A 22310-nucleotide genomic window follows, 5' to 3' on the forward strand; every position below is an offset into this window, starting at 1 on the left:
TAGTTATGCTTCGTCTGGTACAATCAGTCAGTTATTCGTGTAAAACGATGAGTGTTGATTAATTCGAGTGGGAACTGGATGAGAATTTTTAAAGCGAAAAGCCCAGCAGGATTTGCTGAAGAATATATAGTTGAATCTATTTGGAACGGCGATTTCCCTCCAGGTTCAATTCTACCTGCCGAGCGAGAACTTTCAGAGTTAATTGGTGTAACAAGAACGACCTTGAGAGAAGTATTACAGCGTTTAGCACGTGATGGTTGGTTAACAATTCAGCATGGTAAACCAACAAAAGTAAATAACTTTTGGGAGACGTCTGGCTTAAATATTCTTGAAACACTAGCGCGCTTAGATGAAGACAAGATGCCAGAGCTGACAGATCAGCTTTTATCTGCACGTACTAATATCAGTGCTATTTATACACGTGCTGCAATTAAGTTAAATCCTGAACGTGTAATTGAAATTTTATCACAAAGTCATGAGCTAGAAGACACTGCGCAGGCATTTGCTGACTACGATTATAAAGTTCATCACGAATTAGCCGTTGCGGGTAATAACCGTATTTATGTATTAATACTCAACGGTTTTAGAGGCTTTTATTCAAAGATTGGTTGTCATTACTTCTCTGATGCCGGAACTCGTGAACTTGCTCGTCAGTTTTATAAAGATTTAACAATCTTGGCAGAAAATAAAGAGCACGATGGTGCTATTTCGATGATGCGTAAATACGGTCATCAAACAGGTGAGATTTGGCAAAAAATTCGAGGCGATATGCCCTCAGATATAATGGATTAAATTTAAACGAGAAACCTGCATTTGCAGGTTTTTTTGTAGCTGTAAAAATTAATACCGCATTATATGAATTTTTAAACAATTTAATGTATTAAGCTTTCTTCAGTAACGTCAAAAGTTCTATCTAATTACAACGCAATTTACACTTCAAAATAGACCTATTATTCAAGCAGATTAGTGCAAGTTGTAAGTGTTCGTTATTTTCGATTGCTCACATCGTTAAATGCGATTGTTCTTTTGTAGTGAATAACTTTAGAATGCCAATTAATTATATGTGTTCGCTATTGGTTTTTAATTTTTAGCGCCCATATAAGTACCAGCATTGCGAAAGCAATTGAAAACAAACTCAAAATATTTGGAGAATAAAATGGGTGTATTAGTAGGCCGCCAGGCACCAGACTTTACCGCTGCAGCTGTTCTTGGTAACGGTGAAATTGTAGATAGCTATAACCTTCATGAAACAATTAAAGGTAAAAAAGCAGTTATCTTCTTTTACCCACTAGATTTCACGTTTGTATGTCCTTCTGAACTTATTGCATTTGATAAGCGTTTTGAAGAGTTTCAAAAGCGTGGCGTAGAAGTAATTGGTGTTTCTATCGATTCACAATTCTCACATAACGCATGGCGTAACACTGCTGTTGCAGACGGCGGTATTGGTAAAGTTCAATACGCACTAGTTGCAGATGTTAAACACGAAATTTGTAAAGCGTATGACGTTGAGCATCCAGAAGCAGGTGTTGCATTTCGTGGTTCATTCTTAATCGACGAAGAAGGCAATGTACGTCACCAAGTAGTGAACGATTTACCACTAGGTCGTAACATCGACGAAATGCTTCGCATGGTTGACGCGCTAGCGTTCCACACTGAACACGGTGAAGTATGTCCTGCTGGTTGGACTGAAGGTAAAAAAGGTATGGACGCAAGCCCTGAAGGCGTTGCTAAGTTCTTATCTGAAAACGAAGGCGAGCTATAATTTAGCCCTTAGTTTTAAATAAAAAAACCGCCAATTGGCGGTTTTTTTGTGTCTTTTATTTAGAAAGAAAAGCTTACTTTAGTGTACAAGTAGCGGCCACGAGGATTATGCACAGCTGATGCATAACCGTATAAATCGCCATCGCCATCACCAATTGCAAATGGTGGCTCTTCATCAAATAAGTTATTAACACCTAAAGATATTTTAGCTGATTCAGTAATACGGTACGACGTTTGTAAATCAACAAGCGTTTGCGAGTCAATCATACGTGAAGTATTGCTATCAAAGTCTAAATTGCCATCAAAGTCGATATCAGGCGTATCTTCAAATTCGCCTACATAACTGATATTTACATTGGTGTTAAACTCACCAATTTCCCAGTTGGTTGAGAAAATAAAGCGATGCTCTGGGTAGCCATATTCACCCGTGTAATCACGACCATCTTTTTCAAACTTATCTTGATATGCCCACTCTAAATTAAATTTAAGTAAACCTAAGTCATCAAGAGAGTGGTTATAGTTTGCTGAAACATCAACACCAGACACTTCTTGCGATGATAAATTTTTAAATGTGCTGTGTATTTTTTGTATTGTGCCTAAGCTTGCTCCGCCTGTAGGAGCTAAACGAACACATACGGTACTATTTTGGTTACCACATTCTGCAGCATAAATAGGACCAAATTCTTCTTCATCGATTTTATTATCTTGAGTAATGCTCCATACATCAACACTTAAACCAAACTCAGCTGTTGGTGCCCAGATAACGCCCACGTTCCATGATTCTGACTCTTCTGCTTGTAAATCAGGGTTACCAGAGAACTCAATGTTGTAATCAAGTGCTTGGCAATCTAATCCTGTTTGTTCACAGCGCTGTGTATCAACAAAAAATTGGCTTTTTTGTGATGGACCTAAGCCTATTTGCGCTAACGAAGGCGCTCTAAAGCCTTGCGCCCAAGAACCACGAACCGTTACTTCATCAGTCGGTGCCCAGCGCAGAGCTATTTTTGGATTTGTTGTAGTACCAAAGTCGCTATAATCATCGTAACGACCGGCTAATTGTAGTTCGAGGTTTTCAGCAAGTGGGATTGAGAACTCAACATATGCAGCGTATTGTTCACGATCAGCAGAAGCTGATACTGATTCAGTACCAAATATTAAGCCACGTTGAAATTGATCATCAGGGATATCATTTACATCTTCTTCACGGTACTCAATACCGGCGGCCATCATTACAGCTTCGCCACCAAAACTAAACGCTTCACCTGTAATGTTAGCGTCAAAAGAGGTCATATGAGACTCACCGCGACGCACTAAGCTAGTTGTGATTCTGTCAATTACAGCTGGGTCGTTATATGTGCCACCGAATGGATTATAGTTACCGGCATCAATTTCTTGTTGTAAGAAATCGGTGCGTACCCAGCCTTGTGTACGATCGCCTGTTTGTAGTGATTTACTGCGACCTTTTTGTACCGCTGTCTCCCAGCTCCAATCGTTTATTTCGCCTTTTAACCCTGCAACAAAGCGTAAGGTGTCTGACTCAATGTCCCATTGGCGAGCGCCTGCATCTACTGTACGGTAACGACCAATTTGAATGTCTTCACCAAATGGATTGTTTGGGTGATTAGCGGGTACCGTAAGGCCTGCATCTTCATCAAGTGGTGTTGGTGCACCTGCAGCGACAGAGCTGTTATGCTGAACAGCCATTTCTAAAAAGCCAGTAATGCCGTTATCAAAGCGGTATTCAAATTGTGAAATAGCGCCTACACGCTCAGATGCTGGGGCAACATATCCATATGGGCCGTAATCAAATAAACAGCTACCACTTGAAGTTGCATTTTCAGCAGGACAGGCAGGGTCGATTGTTTTAACGCCATCCACATAAAAGTAGCCTGGGAAACCACGAGATGAACGGAAATCTTCACCACCATAAGGTGCTTGGTTTGCAGTGCCAAGGCTGCCCATTTCATCAGAAGAAAGAGATGTGTTTTTAAAGTAATCGATAATAACAGATGCACTACTTTTTTCGCTTGTTGTACCCCAAACTAGGCTTGCTGTTGTTTCTTCATAATTTGGACCATCCGTACCGCCATAGCCTAGGTTAATCTCAACACCATCAATATCTTTCTTTAAGATAACGTTAACTACACCCGCTACTGCATCTGAGCCATAGATAGCTGAAGCGCCATCTTTTAGTATGTCGATACGCTCAATAGCAGAAACAGGAATACTGTTAATATCTACAAATGAGTTGGTGATACCTTCAGCAAAGGCACTAATTGATACACGGCGACCATTAATTAATACCAGTGTTGCATCGGCTCCTAAGCCACGTAAGCTTACTGCAGCTGAACCGTTAGCGGTTGAATCTTGGTTGTTACCACGAGTAGAGAAAGTACCGCTACCTGCTACAGGCATTCTTTCTAGAAGTTGCTGTAAATTATCGTAACCCATGTTTTCGATTTCAGCTCTACCGATTGATTGTACCGGAGAAGGCCCTTCAATATCAGTTCGCTTAATACGAGAACCAGTAACCTGAATTCGCTCTACTTTTTTAGCTTCTTCTGCTGCGTAGGCTGTTGTTGTAAAACCTGCTGATAATGCGAGTGTTGCGCCCACAATAATGCTTGGTGTAAATGCAGTTGATTGCTTCATCCTTAAGTCCTTGTTGATATATTATAAAATTATTTGCTTAACAAGCGCGGGTATTAATATCATGTAACTTAAGTGTTAGCAATTAGCTTAATTTTTGATTTAAGTATTAGTTTCAATGCTTTTTTGTGGGTTTTATGACCTTATTTATACTTTGTTTTCTAGGTGAAACTAAGCGTGAATAGGACATAGGGTTAATAATTGTCATATAGCTACATGAAGCCATGTGTGGAATAGCTAATTTATAGAAATAATTTGTAATAATTTATTTCTATAAATTAAAACTTATGTTTGTTTTTATACTTTTAATTTATTCAATTATGTAATACCAATTCGCAGTAATACTTAATCAATTTGAGGGGTTAAAGTTGATGCTAAAGGCATTGAAATTTTCTGATTTACGACTGCTAGATACAGGAGGTGGGGTAATGCAGGAGTAATTGCTGATAATGGCTAAGTAATACCAACCTGCATAAATCTTTGATCAATTTAACGAATTAAATTGCACTATAACGTCGTTAAAAATTTTTTATTTAGAACAACTAGATATAAAAATTTTTGCCTAGTTCTAGCGTAATTTTCTTAACGTTAAATAGACCCCATATATAAGCAGATTGGTATAACAAGTTTTGTCTTGTTATCGATACGATTTTCTTATTTCAAAGTAGATTATTTAATTAAGAGAATTGGTATTATTTGAGCTTTTATATAGGTGAAATTAAAAACGCCTAATAAATTAGGCGTTTTTAATTATGCTTTATGCTTCATTAAGCGTTCTTTTTCACGCGACCAGTCTTTATCTTTACCGTCTTCGCGTTTGTCGTGTAATTTCTTACCTTTTGCCAAATGAAACTCAAGTTTTACCCAGCATTTTTTCCAGTACATCGCTGTAGCTATTAAAGAATAGCCATCGCGCTCTGTTGCACCGAATAAACGGTCAAGTTCGCGTCTGCTTAATAGCAATTTACGATAACGTAGCGGGTCGCAAATTACATGGGTCGATGCACTTATAAGTGGCTGAATTTGACTGCCAAGTAAAAATGCTTCGCCATTTTTAAGATGAATATAAGTTTCTGTGATATTTACTTTACCAGCTCGGATACTTTTAACTTCCCAGCCTTGTAGTTCAACACCCGCTTCAAACTTATCGTGTAAAAAATACTCATGTCGCGCTTTTTTGTTTAGCGCGATGGTATTACTTGTCGATTTTGATGAATTTTTCTTAGCCATAGTGCCCTATAATATACGTAATGTGAGATGTTTTACATCGATTTTTTTAATAATGCTTTTAAAAATTTAGCTTTAATTTAAGCAGCATGAAAATTTGGGGAAACGCGCAAAGCTTGCTAAAATTCGCCCACACAGTTGGGAGTGAGTATGCCACAAATAGAAAAAAGTGCGCTGGTTATGTACAGCACTAAAGAGATGTTTGATCTAGTTAATGATGTAGAAGCTTATTCACAGTTTTTACCAAATTGCTCAGACTCAAAAATTGTTTCACAGCACGATAATAACATGACCGCGAGTTTAGAAATATCTAAGGCGGGTATAAAAAAGTGGTTTACCACCGAAAACACCTTTGTTGATGAGCAAACCGTGTTACTGCGCCTTGTTGATGGTCCGTTTAAGACCTTAAAAGGGCGCTGGCATTTTCAAGAGCTTGACGCCAAAGCATGTAAGGTTCATTTGCACCTAGAGTTTGAATTTTCAAGTAAGTTAATAGAGCTTGCCTTTGGAAAGATTTTTAACGATGTAGCAAAAAATATGGTGAGTGCATTTACTCAACGTGCAAAACAGGTTTATGGAGCGCGAGTATGATTAATGTTGAAGTGGTCTTTGCATTACCGACCACGGCCACGTGTTTATCAATTGAAGTGCCACAAGGGACTACAGTCGAGCAAGCTGTTATTCAGTCAGGTATTATAGAAAAGTGCCCAGAAATAGATGCCACATCGCTAACGTTAGGTGTGTGGAATCGAACTGTAAAAGCTAACTATGAATTAAAAGACGGTGACCGTATAGAAATATACCGTCCACTAATTGCAGATCCTAAAGATGCCCGCAGAAAACGTGCAGAAAAAGCAAAAGAAGAGGGGCGTGCAAATAAAATAACGGGTGGTCGCCCACTCGAGAAGTAATACCAATCGGCATAAACTTCGAACAATTTAACAGATTAAATCACACGCTAACGTCTTTTAAAATGGTAAAAGCTTTTTAAGTAAACCAATAAAAAAGGTGAGCCATGCTCACCTTTTTTACTACCTGAGACGTTTATTGCTCTAGCGGTGTAGTAAAGTTTTCAGGTTGGTCATAATCACCTGAGATTGAAACTAACTTTTCATTTTCAAAGTTAATTACTAACTCTTTATTTTGTTCGTTTTTACGGCCTTTATTAAAGCTGTAAATATAGCGCCAAGTATTGTTATCAAAGGCGTCCTCGGCAATAGGTCTACCTAATACATAAACAACTTGCTCTCGGGTCATATTTACACGAAGTTTTTCAACATCCGATTGCTCTAAAAAGTTACCTTGTGGAATGTTAATTCGGTATACCCAGCTAGAGCAACCTGCTGCTGAGCTAAGTGTTAAAGCGACGATAAGCCAAAGAGAAAAAGTTTTTAACGACTGCATTGTTAGTTGTGATCCTTATTTTTTATAATCTGCATGATACCGATTAGTCACTGAAGGTAAAACCCTTTTAAGCAATTGTTTTATGTTAAGGGCGTTAAGGTAATGTTTTGACCACTGATAATGAAAAAAGTTTACAGCATATTGAAACGAATATTTTAAAAACTGAGTCTACTTGGTTTTTATATATAGTTGAAACACGATTTGGTCATTGGTACACAGGGATCACGACTAATGTTGAAAAACGCTTTGCAACTCATCAAGCTGGTAAAGGGGCTAAAAACCTTAGAGGAAAAGGGCCTCTTTTACTTATCCATCAACAACAAGTAGGTAATAAAAGTGAAGCAAGTAAGCTTGAGTATCAATTAAAAAAGCTCCCTAGAGCTAAAAAGGAAGCGTACGTTTTAGCATTTAATACTGGCGATAGCAAAAGTACTTAGTTTGTGTAAATTAAGCATATTCGTTATGAGCAAAAACTATCTTCGAATATAGCTTATGCTCATAGCTGGCGTGTAATATCAGAGCTGCTTAGCGATGCTGTTCAAAGGTAGCTACAAGCGCATCAAGTGTTTGTGCACTGTTGGCTAAGTCGCGAATCGCTTGCTCTGTATTGATTTGTTCGCTCATTGCTTTATCACTAATTTCGCTAATTTGCTCAATATTACGACTTACATCGGCAACCACATTACTTTGCTGCTCAGTTGCAGTCGCTATAAGCGTAGCCATATCGTTTATTTGATTTGCTGTTTCGGTTATCGTATCAAGTAATTCAACAGAGCTTTGCATTGCACCAACGCTTTGCTGAGCTTTATCTTTCGATTGGCTAATATCATTAACTACATCATCAGATATTTTTGTAAGCTCTTCAATCATAGATTGAATTTCGGTGGTTGATTGCGATGTACGGTTTGCCAGTGCACGTACTTCATCAGCAACAACAGCAAAGCCGCGTCCGTGTTCACCTGCGCGAGCAGATTCAATTGCAGCATTTAAAGCAAGTAGATTAGTTTGATCCGATATGCCTCTAATTGAGTCAACAATACTTGCAATATCAACCGTTTTTTTAGAAAGCAAAGTAACTTGCTCTGTTATGCCATCAATATCGCTGGCAAGGGCTGATATAGTTGCTTGGCTTTGGAGTACTTGTTTATGGCTTTGAATAGTATTTTCGCGGCTGTTATCGGTTAACTTAGCTGTATTTGCTGCGCTTTGCGCTATTTCTTGTACTGTAGCGCCCATTTCGTTGATTGCTGCTGCGACAGATATTGTTTGTTCTTTTTGGTTGTCTATTGCTTGGGAGTTCCGTTTTGCTTGTTCAAATACATGATCAGAGCTTTTTCTAATATCGTGACTTTCGCTCGCAACTTGAGTAATCGCTGTTTCTATTTTATTTATAAACTGGTTAAAGCCGTTACTTAGATTGTTAAGCTCTGGTTGGCTCGATTCTGGTAAGCGGTATGCTAAATTTGCATCGCCAGAGCCTAAGCGTGAAAATAACTCAGCCATTTTAGAAAGTGGAGATGAAAGTGAGCGAGCAAGCAAATAACTGATTAAACTCGCAACCAATGCTGTAATTACCGTAAAAGTAAATATTTGCCATTGCAGGGTGTTTACGCTTGCGAAAACTTCACTTTTTGGCACTTGGGCTACAACATATAAATCGGTGTTTTTAATAGGCATAGCAGCTACAAGTGTCGGTTCGCCATTTAAATTAATTTCTTCTAGTGCAAAGCCATTACTATTAAATAGTTGGCTGTGAATATTTGCAGTATATAAATCATCAATGTTTGCTTTAGCTACTTTACTTGCATCTTTATGAAGCTGAATCAATCCACTTTTATCTGCAATGAATACAAAGCCTGTTTGCTCAATTTTAAATTGCTGTAATAGCTTTTGCATATCAGTGATGCTTTTTGCAAGACCTGCTAAACCAGTCCCATTAGCTTGCTGATGATTTACAAACATTTTCACATCATTGGCTGACTCTTGATAAATACTGATAGAGTAAGGTTGTTTTGATTGCTTAAAAGCAAAGAACCAGCCATCGGATGCATCGTTTTTTAACACACGCAAAAACCCATTCTGGTTCCAGTACTGTGCAGTGTCTCTATTTGCCCAAGATGCTGTGGCTAAATCGTATTGCTGGGCAACGCGATTTAATTCTTTTAATAGTAATGTATCGTCTTGGTTGTTTGATTGAGCCCATTGTAAAATAAATTCGTTTGATGATAGTTGCTGAGCAGCACCGAGTAACTCGTTGATTTCACCGCCTATGTGATTACTGATTGTTTGCAGTTTACTAGGGAGCTCTGACTCAATCATACGTCGCTCAATAATATCCTCTGAGCTGTGTAGGGAAGTCAAACCAATCAGTGCGGCTACGCATATAGCAATAACACTGCCTAAAGCTGTGATTTTTTGAGTGATCGAAAGATTTTGTATCGTCATGATATTAATTAATTTTACAACTAAATAGAAAAACATATTAGCACATTATTTATTTGGAACTAAATATTGGCTAAGCAGAATAGGCAAAGATATACCAGATTGATTAAAGTTTTATTAACAGGCATAAAAAAGCCCACATGCAAAAAGCATACGGGCTTGGTTTCTAACAAGCGAAACATTTATTGTTTAGGGTTAAACAATCTTTTTCATTGCTGACATGTAGCCACGTAATTTAGCACCTACTTTTTCAACTGGGTGTTCGCGCAATGCAGCGTTAATTTGAATTAATGTTTGGTTATCAACTTGGTTACTGTGCTCGCCAAGGCCTTTACCGATAATGTCTGTATCAACGTTTTTCATAAAATCAGCAAGTAATGGTAAACATGCATGGTTATATAAATAACAGCCGTATTCTGCAGTATCAGAGATAGTACGGTTCATTTCAAAAAGCTTTTTACGCGCAATAGTATTGGCGATTAATGGCGTTTCGTGTAATGACTCGTAGTAGGCCGACTCTTCAATAATGCCGGCTGCTGTCATGGTTTCAAATGCAAGTTCAACACCTGCTTTAACCATTGCTACCATTAAAATACCGTTATCAAAAAATTCTTGTTCAGAGATTTCTACATCGCCAGCAGGGGTCTTTTCAAAGTTAGTTTCTGCTGTTTCTGCGCGCCATTTAAGTAAGTTTACGTCATCGTTATTCCAGTCTTCCATCATAGTGCGTGAGAAAGTGCCGTCGATGATGTCATCTTGATGCTTATTATAAAGCGGGCGCATAATTAGTTTTAGCTCTTCACTTAGTTCAAACGCTTTTACTTTTGCTGGGTTTGAAAGGCGGTCAAGCATGTTAGTAACGCCGCCGTACTTAAGTGCTTCGGTAATTACTTCCCAGCCGTATTGAATTAGTTTTGATGCATAACCCGCATCAACGCCTTTTTCTACCATTTTATCAAAACATAAAATAGAGCCAGTTTGTAACATGCCACATAAAATGGTTTGCTCGCCCATTAGGTCAGACTTAACCTCAGCAATAAATGATGATTTAAGTACACCTGCGCGATGTCCGCCAGTACCCGCTGCATACGCTTTAGCTTGTGCTAAACCAAGGCCTTGAGGGTCATTTTCTGGGTGAACTGCGATCAGAGTTGGCACACCAAAACCGCGTTTGTATTCTTCACGTACTTCAGAACCAGGACACTTAGGTGCAACCATGATTACAGTAATGTCTTCACGTACTTGCATGCCTTCTTCAACGATATTAAAACCATGAGAGTAAGCAAGTGTAGAGTCTTTTTTCATAAGTGGCATAATTGCACTTACTACAGCGGTATGTTGTTTATCTGGTGTTAAGTTAAGTACTACGTCAGCGGTAGGAATTAATTCTTCATAAGTACCAACAGTAAAGCCGTTTTCAGACGCATTTAAAAATGATTGGCGACGCTCAGAAATAGCTGAAGCACGTAATGTGTAAGAAACATCTAAACCAGAGTCACGTAAGTTTAAGCCTTGGTTTAAACCTTGTGCGCCACAGCCTACAATAACTAGTTTTTTACCTTTAAGTGCGTCAACGCCATCGGCAAATTCGCCTGCGTCCATAAATTCACATTGCGCTAATTGCGCTAATTGCTCGCGTAAAGGTAAGGTATTGAAATAATTCGCCATTGTTAGTGTCCTATAAAGTCATGTTTGTTAGATGCGCAAGGTTTATTGCGCTTACAAACACCATATGTAAAATCGTTGCTTGCGTAAAATGATATATTTGAATTAAAGTGTTTCATAATATGAAATACTGGGTTTGGCATGGATCATAAACATTTAAACTACTTTTTAGCACTGGCTAAAACACTTCATTTTGGACGCGCAAGCGAGCTTTGTCATATAAGCGCACCCACTTTGAGCCGCAATATAAAACACTTGGAAGAAGAGGTAGGTGTTGCATTATTTGTACGCGATAACCGCAGTGTTAAATTAACGCGTGAGGGTGAGTCGTTTATTGATTACGCCACAGCAACGCTTGCTAATTGGCAGCGTTTTAAAACGAATGTGAAAGACCCACAACAACATATTTACGGCAAAGTAAGTATTTATTGCTCGGTTACTGCATCTTATAGTTTTTTACATCAAATATTAGAGCAACTTCGTGCGCAGCATCAGTATATAGAAATAACATTAAATACAGGCGACCCTGCACTTGCTATAAACCGTGTGTTAGATGGGCATGAATTAATGGCTATTGCAGCTAAGCCAAATAAGTTACCGGCGCAAATTGCTTTTGTAGATATAGGGCATTCTCCACTTTTATTAATTGGACCAAAAATTCAATGTCCGATCACAGAAAAATTAACACACAATAGTGATGGCATTAATTGGTCTGATTTAGAATTTATTGTGCCAGAACAAGGTTTTTCTCGCCAAAGGTTAGAACACTGGTGGCGCAAAAATAATATTCACGGGAAAATTTACGCACAAGTTGCTGGGCACGAAGCAATGGTATCTATGGTGAGCTTAGGATTAGGTGTCGCAATGGTCCCTAAAATAGTGCTAGATAACAGCCCGCTGCAAGATAAAGTACAAATACTAACACCAAAAATGCAAGCGCCTGATGGGTTTGATATTGGTTTGGCAGTATTAAGGAAAGAGTTAAATGACCCTGCAATCAGTGCTTTGTGGAATATTGCGCAAACTTTAGATGCAAAAGCGATTTAATGCGCGCAGAGAATAAGCAAGTTAGTTAAATAGTATGAATATAGGTTGCGTATAAGTTTACTATTACTTAACATTGAGCGCTAATAATAAAAACAATGACGCTTGAGAGTTTATTTATGAACCACGCCGTATCACTTGCTCATTCTGCTCAATGCCTAAAAAAGGCGATTCCTTTGATGGTAAAATACCGAATGCCGGTTACACCCATCAACTATGCAATTTGGTACTGTTATATTCAAGGAAACAAACCTTCATTAAATGCTGAGTTAGACCATGTTATTGCTCTGCAACAAACATGTTCACAAGACAAAGCAAAAGAAATTTTTGATAAATATTTAACGCAAGACGATCTCGTTTTTTTTCAAGAAATGACTGAAAAATTTCATACAACTATGGAGCAAGTTCAGCAAGATATAAGCACAACGCTTGATCACTCTAAAAGCTTTACGACGAGTTTAGTCGACTCACAAAATGAATTAAATATGCTTGTTGATGTAAACTCTTACAATGAGATACTAGGTTGTGTTGAGCGTTTAACCGACGATTCTATTGCAATGCAAGATTATGCTCGGGAGTTTCAGACTAAATTAGCCGTTGCCTACAATGAAATAAAAGATTTAAAAGAAGCACTCAATATTTCAAAGGAAGCAGCCGATACCGACACGCTTACGGGTTTTTATAATCGAGGTAAGTTTGATTCTGATATTGTAAACTTTTGCCTCGAATACTCAGAGCAAGCGCAAGAAGACTCTCTTGCCGTACTCATTATGTTTGATATTGATCATTTTAAGCGCTTTAACGATGATTTTGGCCATCAAAAGGGTGATGAAGTCCTTAGGCTAGTTGCTAAAAAAGTGAGAGAAAATACAACTGAAGCTGCAAATGTGTATAGATATGGTAGCGAGGAGTTTTGCATAACAGCCTACTTTGACACTATTAACGATATAATAGCATTTGCAGATTGTATTCGTTTAGCAATAGCAAAATTGGCGATTCGTAAAAAGCATGATGTAACTGCAAAACGTGCTATTTCAGCAAGTTTTGGCTTAGCAATTTTACGGCCATTTACAAATAGTTCTGTTTTAGTTGAGCGTGCAGATAGAGCCTTATACATTGCCAAAACACATGGACGAAATCGTATAGAAATAGCCCCTGATATTTAATAAGTGCCAGAGGTTTCTGATTTATTTGGGTTAAAGCCGCTCAATTTAGGGCGATTTAATCCAACTTCAGTTTTGGTAAACAAGCAGGTAAAACCCAATAGAGCTTTAGCGAGTTAGCTCTTAGTAATTTTTTATTTGAATAATTGCATTTGCTACGTAGTGCCTCATTTTCAAAGGATCTTAAAGTACTATTAGTCAAAAATTACACAAGCAACTCAAAATATAGTCCTTAGACACAACTACCTTGAAAGATAAATAGTCCGAAAAGCATAAAGTTAACATTTTTGTATACAAATTGTGAATAATTGTAACCAGCTAGAGCTAGTTTAAAAAGACCTTGCTAGTATGGGGAACTCACTTATTTTGATACTTTGATTTACGCTGATGCGGTATGCCTTCTCATTATTAACAGCTCTATGTTTTAGCACTTTGTTTGTTTGCCTTTCGGTGCAAGCAACACAGGCAAGCAAGCATGCTGATGATTATACAGAGCAAGATATAACAACCGATCGTCTGCATTTGAGTTTAAGCGTGGGGGCTGGAGTTATAACCAACCCTTTGCATGGTGGAGATAATATTCCGCTCGTGCTTATTCCTCAAGTTGCGTTTTATGCAGAGCAATGGTTTTTTGATAATGGCCGTCTTGGTTATTCATTTTTGCAAACCCCTAAGCATCACTTTAATCTAGTTGGTGAACTCAACTCTGAGTCTCGCTTTTTTATAGACTGGCACCCTAAAAATGTATTTACACTACAAAGTAGTGCCCTCAACAATCAGTTCGTAATGCAAGATGAAGCCTCGTCCTCTCGCTATGTTAATATTGATAATTTACATAAACGGCAAATTGCACTGGATGCGGGTATTGCATATCACTATGTAAATGAAGACCATGTTTTTTCGGTTCAGGCTCTGCATGATATAACCGATGTTTATCGAGGTGTACGCGCAGCATTACAGTGGCAGTATCATACTGTGATAGGAAAGCTCAAAATAAAGCCAACACTTGGAATAAACTATAAATCTGCGGAACTAAATAGCTATTTTTATGGACTTAATGAGGGTGAAACTCAATTTGGCAAAATAGACGTTGGTAGTAGTTGGCAACCTTATGCTAAAATCGACGCCCGTTGGCCACTGAGTAAGGCTGACTCTCTTCGTTTTCATGTAGCATATTACGACTATTCGGCTATGGATGGCAGTCCGCTCTTCGAACGTACTTATTCAATGACTGCATTTATAGGATTCGATCGTACTTTTTAATATGAAGTATTTAATATTAGTTGTCTTTATTACCACTTTTTTTAGTGGTTTTAGTGTGGCACAAACCCCTTTTTTTAGCGTTTCTCCAAAAGTCTGCGTTGTCTCTGAACAGCAGGGTTTTTGCGATCTTGATTTACAATTTAAATGGCAATTAAACGCCTACAGTGATGTCTGTTTGTATCAGCAAGAGCAACGGCTTCAATGCTGGGAGCAACAACTTTCTGGGCAATTTAATTATAAAGCGCGTGTTCAGGTGGAGACCATATACTCCTTAATCAATCCTCATACGGGTGTGTTAATAGCAAAAACACAGGTTGAAGTACAAAGCGCCCATGCTAAAAAAAATAGGCGTAGGCTTCGCTCTCCGTGGAGCTTTTTTTAATTTAGGAGCAACTAATGCCAAAAATTTTACTTGTTGAAGATGATCTCGGTTTACAACAACTAACAAAAGATTACCTTGAACATAATGGCCTTGAAGTCGAAGTATTAGACCGTGGTGACGAAGTGTTTAATTACTTAGAAAACAATACACCCGATTTAATGATTTTAGACGTTATGCTGCCAGGTAAAGATGGCTTTAGCGTTTGCCGCCAAGTAAGAGATAAATTTACTCTACCAATTTTAATGTTGACTGCTAAAGGTGAAGATTTCGACCAAGTACTTGGCTTAGAGCTTGGCGCTGATGATTATGTAATAAAACCAGCAGAGCCACGTGTATTACTAGCGCGAATTAATGCATTACTGCGTCGTGGACAACCCATGGTAAAATCAAGCGAAGAGCTCCAGTTTGGTGATTTAGTCATTGATAAAACAAGTCGTATTGTAAAACTAAGTGATTCGGAGATTGTATTAACTTCGCACGAGTTTGAGTTACTATGGCTATTAGCGTCAAATGCGGGTGAAGTACTAAGTCGAGAACATGTGCACCAGCATATGATTGGCCGCCAATACGATGGACTTGATAGAACTGTGGATGTACGCGTATCACGAATTCGTAAAAAATTAGGCGACAACAGCGATAAGCCATATCGTATAAAAACTGTATGGGGACAAGGCTACTTATTTGTTTCTGATGCATGGGATCTTTAGAACTATTTAAGGTTAGTCGGCTTTAATGGGAAAACTGTTTACCAGCTTATATTTATATATCATCGTTTCTTTGTTTGTAGTAAGCGGTGTTATAGAGCAATTGTGGCCTTACGAAGAGTCGCAACAACAGGTCTTCTTAGATGATGAGTTTGGGCAATCACTCTGGTTGCTCTCACAAACTCCAAATGGTCTTAAAAAATTAAAGCACAACTTTGAAAGTAAAGTGATTGAACGACGTGATTTAATACTCCCTCAAAAACAACAATCGCAGCTCAACCAAAACCACTACTTATACTTATACGATAAGCAACAACGCATTGTTTGGTATGTAGATCTCGGTAATGATTCATTACTTCAAGTAGGACCGGTAGGTGTATTAACGCAGGAATCATCTTCTGTTTGGCCGTATTTATTACTACTTATTATTGTAGGTATACCTGTTGGGCTGTGGAGCTTTTTACTATGGCGCGACTTTGCAAAGCTACGTAAAGCGTGTGAAGCGGTAGAGGGTTTGCAAGACTTTCAACTAAATGACTCTTCTAAGTCTTTCTTTTTACCTATTACTGATACATTAAAGGTAATGCAGCAACGTATTGAGTTTTTACTTAGTGCGCAGCAAGAACTTACCTCATCGGTGTCGCATGAGTTTAGAACACCACTAGCACGTTTAAAGTTTGCAATTGTAATGCTGCAAGAACAAATGCTTGACGAAAAAGGTGAGAAATACCTAACAAACATGCAAACAGACATTAGCGAGCTTGAGTCACTAGTTTCTGAAATGCTTGAATACGCGCGATTAGACTCTCAACAACCTAGTTTACAGCCAATAAACTGTGACTTAGCTGGGCTGGTAAAAACAACTGTTGAAAAGCTAAACTTTGAAGCCCGAACAACGCTCTCTGTAAACCTCCCTGAGCATTTAAATTATTACTGTGATAGTCACTTTATGGCGCGAGTATTTCAAAATTTAATTGGCAATGCGCTCAAATACACTCATAAACAAGTTAAAATTTCATTGCTACAAGAGACAAAACACATCGTATTGATTGTTGAAGATGATGGTGAGGGGATAGCTCCCGCTGAGCGAGAAAATGTATTTAAACCTTTTACTCGACTAGATAAAAGTAGAGGCAAGGATACCGGTGGTTTTGGTTTAGGACTCGCTATAGTTGCTAAAATTGTGTCGTGGCACCAAGGAGAGTGTAAAGCAGAAAGCTCAAGCTTAGGTGGTGCTAAATTTATTGTATATTTACCCCTCAAATTAAAGACATAAAAAAAGCGCCTAGAGGCGCTTTTTTTGCGGTTAAAAAACCAAAATCAACAAGTAGCAATACAATAGACCGCAAGTACTTAAAAAAGTTCTCAACTATTTTTATTTTTTTCAAGTAATGGCATTAACATTTGCTCAAGGCCATTTAGTTTTACCTCATACATCATCGCAAGTTGACTACCTAGTTTTGAGTCAGGAAACCCTTGCTGATTAAACCAGACTAAATAAGGCTCTGGCAGTAAAAGCAATGGCCGTCCTGCATATTTTCCAAACGGCATTATGGTATTAATAGCTATTTTTAGTTGTTTTGGATCCATAAAAACTACTTATGTATTTAAAGTATGCGTAAGTGTAAGGGATTTTAGAGATATAAAATAGGCTGTGACGGGCAAGAAACAGCCTATTTTGCGAGGGAGTAGGCCCTCTGATTTAATAATTTTATGTTGATTGATATAAACCTAGTTGAACTTTAATTAGCTGGGATCTAATTAAGTTATTATTAGAACATGGGTTCTTATTTAACCAACACAGTTAGTCTACCTGTTTTTCATTGTTGTGGTGAATTGGCTTGTAAAGGAATGTAAATAGAATTGCTTTTTATTTAAAAACTAATAACAAAGCCTTAACTGATTAAGGCCTTGTTATTTATAGACGTTATAAAAAGTAATTATTCGTTAAATAGCTCTTGTTTAACGTGCTCTGCAAAACCACTACCGGCTTCTAGGTAAAAGTTATAAGTAGAATGAACACCCATTTCTTCTAGTTCTTTTTGTTGATCAGGGTAGTTTGCAATAGCTGTTACTTGGCCTTTATAACCAGAGGCTTGTAGCTGCTCTAGAGCAAAGATATTTTGCATATGCTTTGGCATTGCAAGCATAACCATTTCTACTTGTGAGTGATTTACTCGTTGCCAAAAGTCAGGGTCGGTTGCATCAGCAATTAAGACGTTGCGGCCTCTGTTAACGTGCTTATCTACCACCTCAGGTTTTATATCTATACCTGCAACAACATTTGGGTGAGTCGCGTTGATAGTCTCATAAGCACCAGTACCAATACGTCCCATACCAAAAATGACTATTCTAGTATCGTTAAGGTTAACAGGTAGCTCTTCAGCTAAACGAGTTTTGCTTTCGAACTTTAATAACCAGTGCTCAATTTTGACGTACAACTCGTTTGAACGTTTATTTAATGGGGAGGCAATTATAAAGGTAATAGAAACAGCAATTGCCATTACAGCTAGCCATTCAGAGGTGATCATGCCTGTAGTTGCAGCCACTGCACATACAATTAAACCAAACTCACTGTAGTTAGATAAGCTAAAAGCAGTAAGTAATGATGTACGCGCGCGTAGTTTAAATATATTAGTGAACACATAATAAAGCGCTATTTTAACGGGTAATACTAAAATAAGTATAATAGCAACAATCAAGGAGTTAGTGGTTAGCTCTGCGCTCAAACCAATACTTAAGAAAAAGCCAACTAGCAATATGTCCTTTAAATTAAGCAGGGATTTTGATAGCTCGCCTGCCTTTTTGTGAGGGGCAAACATCATTCCTATTATTAATGCACCTAAATCGCCTTTTAGGCCTGCAAATTCAAATGCATGATAACCAGCAACTAGAGCAAAGAAAAAACCAAACAATGGTAATAGTTCACCATGTTTAGATCGGTTCAACACGCCATACATTACAGGTCGTAATAAAGGCAAAGCAATTATTAGTGCAATTGCCCATAAATTTGGGACTTTACCGGTACTAATAGCTAAAAAGATAACAGCAAAGATATCTTGCATTACTAATATACCAATGGCTATTTTGCCGTGTAGGCTTGCCATTTCTCCGCGCTCTTCAAGTACTTTTACTGCAAATACAGTACTTGAAAAGCTAAGCGCAAACCCAACCAATAAAGCACTTTGCCAACTTAAATCAACAAATAGTGGAATAGCGAATACGCCAAGTAACAGCATAAAACCACTAAATAACGCACTGCTAAAAATGATATGCAATGTTGCAGGTGCCCAAACTTGAGGTTTAATTAAACTGTTAACTTTAAGTTTCAAGCCAATACTAAAAAGAAGAAGGGTTACGCCAAGTGCTGCAATTGTATCGAGCAACTCTGTACTTTTATATCCCGATAAATTTAAAGCAAAGCCTGCTAATAAAAATCCAATAAGAGGAGGTAGTTTTAATTGATAAACGGCAAAACCACAAACAAACGCGGCAGCAAAATAGATTAGTTCCATAATTCTTAATATCACTTCATTTGGTGTTGCAGTGTAACGAAAAATTTATGCCATTGAAAATATAATAGACCTAAAAATGAACGCGTCTAATCAATTACTTGCCTTGCTGCGTATGAAAAACGCGCATTAAACACTTATTTAATCGTAAATAGTATGTAAATAACATTTTTTCACTGACATTAGCTTTTAAATATGGTTAAGATGCGATAACGAAGAAGTTTAAGCCAGAGCAAATAATAGAGCAGCTCAGCTTAAGGAGAGAGATATGTTTAAAAAGATTTTAGCGTCGGTAGGTATTGGTGCTGCAAAAGTAGACACTATTTTAGAAACTGAACACCTACAACCAGGTCAACTTTTTAACGCACAAATAGTTATCACAGCAGGGGATGTTAGCCAAGATATCGCAGGCTTAGATTTATTATTAATGACTCGTGTTAAAGTTGCGGGTGATGATGGCGATTATTTTACTAATCATGTAATTGAGCAATGGCGAATTACAGATATTGGTACAATTGAGCCAGGCGAAGTTAAAAACATCCCTTTTGAAGCACGTCTTCATTCTGAAACACCTATTACAGAAATTAATGCAGGTTATAATCAATCACATGTATGGCTAGAAACAGGCCTAGATATAGACTTAGCACTTGACCCAACAGATAAAGATCATTTACACATTTACCCTAATGAAGCGGTTAAAACGTGTATGCAAGCGATGGAAAAGTTAGGTTTTAGTTTAATGAAAGCTGACGTAGAAAAAGGCCACTTACGGGCTTCAACTTTTCAGTCATTATCTGGGTGTTACCAAGAACTTGAGTATAAACCTAATAGCCGCAGCTTATTTGGCATTCAGGAAATTGAATTATCGTTTGTACCAGAGGCACATAAAACACATGTGCTTATAGAGCTAGACAGAGCCTTTAAAGGCGATGGTTATGTAGATTTGACCATAGAGCACGATCATGTGAATCTATCGCAGTTGTGTGATCAGCTAGAGCGCTTATTTACTTAGTATAAGCTAACTAAGCTAGCGAGTGATTTTAATAAACCCAGCCTAAGCTGGGTTTTTTGCTTATAGGATTTAATATGCAGTTTAAATGTGAGCAGTTTGACGCTCTTGATACACAGACTCTTTTTACTATTATGCGTGGGCGGGTTGATGTGTTTGTTGTAGAGCAAAAATGTCCTTACCCTGAACTTGATGATGTAGATATTGCTTCAAATACACAGCATTTATATACATTGGATAATGAGCAACTACAAACTTATGCGCGTTGTTATGACAAAAGTGAGCAATACAGCGCAATAGGTCGCGTGCTAGTGAGTGAAGGAGCGCGTGGTAATGGGTATGCTACTTTACTTATTACTAAAGCTATAGACTGCTGCAAAGCACAATGGCCTGAGCGAGATATTTATATAGGTGCACAAACTTACTTACTTGATTTTTACCGCTCTTTTGGCTTTGAGGATTATAAAAGTGAATATTTAGAAGACGGTATACCTCATCAAGATATGATTTTAAAACTCACTAAGTAAATCCAATTTAAGCAGCTATAAAAAAGCCCACTAATGTGGGCTATTTTAATTTAAGACTATTTTAAGGTTAAGGTATTATTTAGCTCAAGAGTGAGTGTAAAAACACCATACCAATAGCAAGTGGACACACAAACTTGGTATACCAAGGCCATATTTTCCAAAACAATGTGTTATGGACCTCAGGATTACCTTCTTTAATTGCTTTAAGTAATGAGCTTCTGTACCAAATCCAGCCTACAAATATACAACACATCAGGCCAAGCAAAGGTTGAGCTACTTTTGTAGTTAAAGTAATCACTAAGCCAAATAAGCTGCTAAGGTTACACACAATTATAATGCTAACGATAGCAATTAAAGCTCCAATCAACCAGGTTGCCTGAACGCGTTTCATCCCAAAGCGTTCTACAGTGTATGATACTGGCGCCTCTAACATTGAAATAGATGACGTTAAAGCGGCAATACTCATTAACGCAAAAAATGAAAAGCCCACAAATAAGCCAACTTCGCCCATTCCATCAAATAAAGCAGGGAGTACCTGAAATACTAACGTATCTTCAGAGAGTAATTTACCTGTTGAGGCCGAGAATATTTCAACGCCTTGAGCTTGCGCTACATACATAGCCGGAATAATCAGTAAACCCGCTACAAAGGCTATAAATACATCAATAAGGGTTACATAGGCACCTAAAGAAACAAGATTTTCTTTTTTGCTGATGTACGAGCCGTAAATAATCATTACGCTAGTACCTAGCGATAAAGAGAAAAAAGCTTGTCCTAGTGCGCTAACTAATAGTTTTGCGTCAAAAATAGACGAAAAATCAGGAACTAAGTAAGCCTTTAAACCTTCCATTGCGCCATCTTGGGTCATTACATAAGCAATAAGTGCAAATAAAATCCCCAAAAGAGCGGGCATTAAACGTTTTGACCATTTTTCAATACCGTTCTCAACGCCTCTACTGATAATAGCGACAGTTAGTACGATAAAGACGAGAGTGAATATAATGTTTCGGGTAAGTGATTGCTCGCTTAACCATGTAGATGCTGTGTTGGCACCAACTAAAGTGGCTATGGGGTCAGCTGTAGCGCTGAGCATCCAACCAGCAACAATGGCGTAAAAACTTAATATAAAGCCAGCACATAAAATACCGCCAAAACCAACAATAAAGGCAAAGTGTTTTTGCCATGGCTTATTAGATATTTTTTGAAGTGATGAAACAGCATTTGCTTGGCCATGACGACCAATCATAAGTTCAGCCATTAAAGCGGGGTAGGCTAAAAAGAACGCAAGCACTAAATATGCGACTAAAAATGCAGCACCGCCATTACTTGCTGTTTGTGTAGGGAATCCCCAAATATTGCCCAAACCAACGGCAGAACCCGCGGCGGCCATAATAAAACCAAAGCGAGAGCTGAACTCGCCTCTAACTGCGCTCATATTATTGTACTTCTCTATTGTGTGACGGCGGTGACAATCTACTGGAAATGTTAAAAAATAAAAAGTGCTTATTTGCTGATCTAGCACAATTTAATAAGTAAAGTGTGTGTTATAACCATCGAT

Annotated in this window: 21 protein-coding genes; 13 read left to right on the forward strand and 8 right to left on the reverse strand. The window is 38.0% G+C overall.

The annotated features are described in order from the left end of the window. Window positions 1–78 precede the first annotated feature (78 nt). Together fadR and GQR52_RS12865 are read left to right on the forward strand one after the other, a co-directional pair. On the forward strand, window positions 79–792 hold the full coding sequence (gene fadR / locus GQR52_RS12860) for a fatty acid metabolism transcriptional regulator FadR (protein WP_004335692.1): 714 nt from the start codon (window positions 79–81) through the stop codon (window positions 790–792). Between the two features lie 364 nt (window positions 793–1156). Further along, a complete protein-coding gene (locus GQR52_RS12865; RefSeq protein WP_007378637.1) occupies window positions 1157–1762 on the forward strand; it encodes a peroxiredoxin C in 606 nt (201 codons plus the stop codon). A gap of 59 nt (window positions 1763–1821) precedes the next feature. On the opposite strand, the gene GQR52_RS12870 is transcribed toward GQR52_RS12865, so the two are convergent. Both GQR52_RS12870 and smpB read right to left on the reverse strand, forming a co-directional pair. Beyond that, a complete protein-coding gene (locus GQR52_RS12870) occupies window positions 1822–4413 on the reverse strand; it encodes a TonB-dependent receptor (RefSeq protein WP_024608153.1) in 2592 nt (863 codons plus the stop codon). Window positions 4414–5160: 747 nt separating this feature from the next. Beyond that, window positions 5161–5640 (reverse strand): SsrA-binding protein SmpB, encoded by a 480-nt coding sequence (smpB, locus tag GQR52_RS12875; protein WP_010553883.1) that lies wholly within the window; start codon window positions 5638–5640, stop codon window positions 5161–5163. 147 nt (window positions 5641–5787) lie between these two features. On the opposite strand from smpB, the gene GQR52_RS12880 reads away from it, so the two are divergent. Then, window positions 5788–6228 (forward strand): type II toxin-antitoxin system RatA family toxin, encoded by a 441-nt coding sequence (locus GQR52_RS12880; protein ID WP_007584120.1) that lies wholly within the window; start codon window positions 5788–5790, stop codon window positions 6226–6228. Further along, window positions 6225–6548, forward strand: a complete 324-nt coding sequence (locus GQR52_RS12885) for an RnfH family protein (protein ID WP_007584122.1) — start codon at window positions 6225–6227, stop codon at window positions 6546–6548. Before GQR52_RS12880 ends, GQR52_RS12885 begins: the two co-directional genes overlap by 4 nt. A 133-nt stretch (window positions 6549–6681) precedes the next feature. Here GQR52_RS12885 and bamE read toward each other — a convergent pair whose 3' ends face one another. Next, on the reverse strand, window positions 6682–7041 hold the full coding sequence (bamE, locus tag GQR52_RS12890) for an outer membrane protein assembly factor BamE (protein ID WP_004335706.1): 360 nt from the start codon (window positions 7039–7041) through the stop codon (window positions 6682–6684). A gap of 107 nt (window positions 7042–7148) precedes the next feature. On the opposite strand from bamE, the gene GQR52_RS12895 reads away from it, so the two are divergent. Further along, window positions 7149–7478: a GIY-YIG nuclease family protein gene (locus GQR52_RS12895; protein WP_165728714.1), complete on the forward strand. Its 330-nt coding sequence runs from the start codon at window positions 7149–7151 to the stop codon at window positions 7476–7478. Between the two features lie 88 nt (window positions 7479–7566). On the opposite strand, the gene GQR52_RS12900 is transcribed toward GQR52_RS12895, so the two are convergent. Beyond that, complete coding sequence (locus tag GQR52_RS12900; protein WP_165728715.1) at window positions 7567–9486, reverse strand: methyl-accepting chemotaxis protein; 1920 nt, start codon at window positions 9484–9486, stop codon at window positions 7567–7569. Window positions 9487–9678: 192 nt separating this feature from the next. Further along, a complete protein-coding gene (gene ilvC, locus GQR52_RS12905; protein ID WP_024589917.1) occupies window positions 9679–11151 on the reverse strand; it encodes a ketol-acid reductoisomerase in 1473 nt (490 codons plus the stop codon). 138 nt (window positions 11152–11289) lie between these two features. On the opposite strand from ilvC, the gene ilvY reads away from it, so the two are divergent. The 6 genes from ilvY (at window position 11290) to GQR52_RS12935 (ending at window position 16980) form a co-directional block, all read left to right on the forward strand. Next, window positions 11290–12195: an HTH-type transcriptional activator IlvY gene (gene ilvY, locus GQR52_RS12910; RefSeq protein ID WP_165728716.1), complete on the forward strand. Its 906-nt coding sequence runs from the start codon at window positions 11290–11292 to the stop codon at window positions 12193–12195. A gap of 116 nt (window positions 12196–12311) precedes the next feature. Then, the gene (locus GQR52_RS12915) at window positions 12312–13358 is read left to right on the forward strand and encodes a GGDEF domain-containing protein (RefSeq protein ID WP_206017489.1); all 1047 of its coding nucleotides are present in this window, start codon (window positions 12312–12314) and stop codon (window positions 13356–13358) included. Window positions 13359–13805: 447 nt separating this feature from the next. Then, window positions 13806–14618, forward strand: a complete 813-nt coding sequence (locus tag GQR52_RS12920; protein ID WP_165728717.1) for a MipA/OmpV family protein — start codon at window positions 13806–13808, stop codon at window positions 14616–14618. 1 nt (window position 14619) lies between these two features. After that, window positions 14620–15000, forward strand: a complete 381-nt coding sequence (locus tag GQR52_RS12925) for a DUF3019 domain-containing protein (RefSeq protein WP_197116694.1) — start codon at window positions 14620–14622, stop codon at window positions 14998–15000. A 14-nt stretch (window positions 15001–15014) separates the two neighbouring features. Then, the gene (locus tag GQR52_RS12930) at window positions 15015–15707 is read left to right on the forward strand and encodes a response regulator (protein WP_007584133.1); all 693 of its coding nucleotides are present in this window, start codon (window positions 15015–15017) and stop codon (window positions 15705–15707) included. 25 nt (window positions 15708–15732) lie between these two features. After that, entirely contained in the window at window positions 15733–16980 is a 1248-nt protein-coding gene (locus GQR52_RS12935) for an ATP-binding protein (RefSeq protein ID WP_165728718.1), read from the forward strand. An 89-nt stretch (window positions 16981–17069) separates the two neighbouring features. Here the strand turns inward: GQR52_RS12935 and GQR52_RS12940 are convergent, their stop codons facing one another. Both GQR52_RS12940 and GQR52_RS12945 read right to left on the reverse strand, forming a co-directional pair. Next, window positions 17070–17294: a DUF3820 family protein gene (locus tag GQR52_RS12940; protein WP_007586607.1), complete on the reverse strand. Its 225-nt coding sequence runs from the start codon at window positions 17292–17294 to the stop codon at window positions 17070–17072. Window positions 17295–17644: 350 nt separating this feature from the next. Beyond that, on the reverse strand, window positions 17645–19219 hold the full coding sequence (locus tag GQR52_RS12945; RefSeq protein ID WP_007586608.1) for a cation:proton antiporter family protein: 1575 nt from the start codon (window positions 19217–19219) through the stop codon (window positions 17645–17647). 265 nt (window positions 19220–19484) lie between these two features. Between GQR52_RS12945 and GQR52_RS12950 the strand changes: the two genes are divergently transcribed. Next, window positions 19485–20228 (forward strand): sporulation protein, encoded by a 744-nt coding sequence (locus tag GQR52_RS12950; RefSeq protein WP_007586609.1) that lies wholly within the window; start codon window positions 19485–19487, stop codon window positions 20226–20228. Window positions 20229–20302: 74 nt separating this feature from the next. Then, window positions 20303–20752 carry a GNAT family N-acetyltransferase gene (locus GQR52_RS12955; protein ID WP_165728719.1) on the forward strand — a complete coding sequence of 150 codons (450 nt, stop codon included), beginning with the start codon at window positions 20303–20305 and terminating at the stop codon, window positions 20750–20752. A gap of 79 nt (window positions 20753–20831) precedes the next feature. Here GQR52_RS12955 and GQR52_RS12960 read toward each other — a convergent pair whose 3' ends face one another. After that, window positions 20832–22187, reverse strand: coding sequence for a sodium-dependent transporter (locus GQR52_RS12960; protein ID WP_165728720.1), 1356 nt, complete (start codon window positions 22185–22187; stop codon window positions 20832–20834). Between the last annotated feature and the right edge of the window lie 123 nt (window positions 22188–22310).

Source organism: Pseudoalteromonas sp. 31A1 (assembly GCF_011378815.1).
GTDB classification, from domain to species: domain Bacteria; phylum Pseudomonadota; class Gammaproteobacteria; order Enterobacterales; family Alteromonadaceae; genus Pseudoalteromonas; species Pseudoalteromonas arctica.

What these genes read in the sequence shown, in the direction of transcription:
- fadR (WP_004335692.1), top strand. Translation starts at nt 79, where the DNA reads ATGAGAATTTTTAAAGCGAAAAGCCCAGCAGGATTTGCTGAAGAATAT.
- GQR52_RS12900 (WP_165728715.1), bottom strand. Translation starts at nt 9,486, where the DNA reads ATGACGATACAAAATCTTTCGATCACTCAAAAAATCACAGCTTTAGGC.
- GQR52_RS12915 (WP_206017489.1), top strand. Translation starts at nt 12,312, where the DNA reads ATGAACCACGCCGTATCACTTGCTCATTCTGCTCAATGCCTAAAAAAG.
- GQR52_RS12950 (WP_007586609.1), top strand. Translation starts at nt 19,485, where the DNA reads ATGTTTAAAAAGATTTTAGCGTCGGTAGGTATTGGTGCTGCAAAAGTA.
- GQR52_RS12945 (WP_007586608.1), bottom strand. Translation starts at nt 19,219, where the DNA reads ATGGAACTAATCTATTTTGCTGCCGCGTTTGTTTGTGGTTTTGCCGTT.
- GQR52_RS12955 (WP_165728719.1), top strand. Translation starts at nt 20,303, where the DNA reads ATGCAGTTTAAATGTGAGCAGTTTGACGCTCTTGATACACAGACTCTT.
- GQR52_RS12940 (WP_007586607.1), bottom strand. Translation starts at nt 17,294, where the DNA reads ATGGATCCAAAACAACTAAAAATAGCTATTAATACCATAATGCCGTTT.
- GQR52_RS12960 (WP_165728720.1), bottom strand. Translation starts at nt 22,187, where the DNA reads ATGAGCGCAGTTAGAGGCGAGTTCAGCTCTCGCTTTGGTTTTATTATG.
- ilvY (WP_165728716.1), top strand. Translation starts at nt 11,290, where the DNA reads ATGGATCATAAACATTTAAACTACTTTTTAGCACTGGCTAAAACACTT.
- smpB (WP_010553883.1), bottom strand. Translation starts at nt 5,640, where the DNA reads ATGGCTAAGAAAAATTCATCAAAATCGACAAGTAATACCATCGCGCTA.
- GQR52_RS12870 (WP_024608153.1), bottom strand. Translation starts at nt 4,413, where the DNA reads ATGAAGCAATCAACTGCATTTACACCAAGCATTATTGTGGGCGCAACA.
- GQR52_RS12865 (WP_007378637.1), top strand. Translation starts at nt 1,157, where the DNA reads ATGGGTGTATTAGTAGGCCGCCAGGCACCAGACTTTACCGCTGCAGCT.
- GQR52_RS12885 (WP_007584122.1), top strand. Translation starts at nt 6,225, where the DNA reads ATGATTAATGTTGAAGTGGTCTTTGCATTACCGACCACGGCCACGTGT.
- GQR52_RS12935 (WP_165728718.1), top strand. Translation starts at nt 15,733, where the DNA reads ATGGGAAAACTGTTTACCAGCTTATATTTATATATCATCGTTTCTTTG.
- GQR52_RS12880 (WP_007584120.1), top strand. Translation starts at nt 5,788, where the DNA reads ATGCCACAAATAGAAAAAAGTGCGCTGGTTATGTACAGCACTAAAGAG.
- GQR52_RS12930 (WP_007584133.1), top strand. Translation starts at nt 15,015, where the DNA reads ATGCCAAAAATTTTACTTGTTGAAGATGATCTCGGTTTACAACAACTA.
- GQR52_RS12925 (WP_197116694.1), top strand. Translation starts at nt 14,620, where the DNA reads ATGAAGTATTTAATATTAGTTGTCTTTATTACCACTTTTTTTAGTGGT.
- bamE (WP_004335706.1), bottom strand. Translation starts at nt 7,041, where the DNA reads ATGCAGTCGTTAAAAACTTTTTCTCTTTGGCTTATCGTCGCTTTAACA.
- ilvC (WP_024589917.1), bottom strand. Translation starts at nt 11,151, where the DNA reads ATGGCGAATTATTTCAATACCTTACCTTTACGCGAGCAATTAGCGCAA.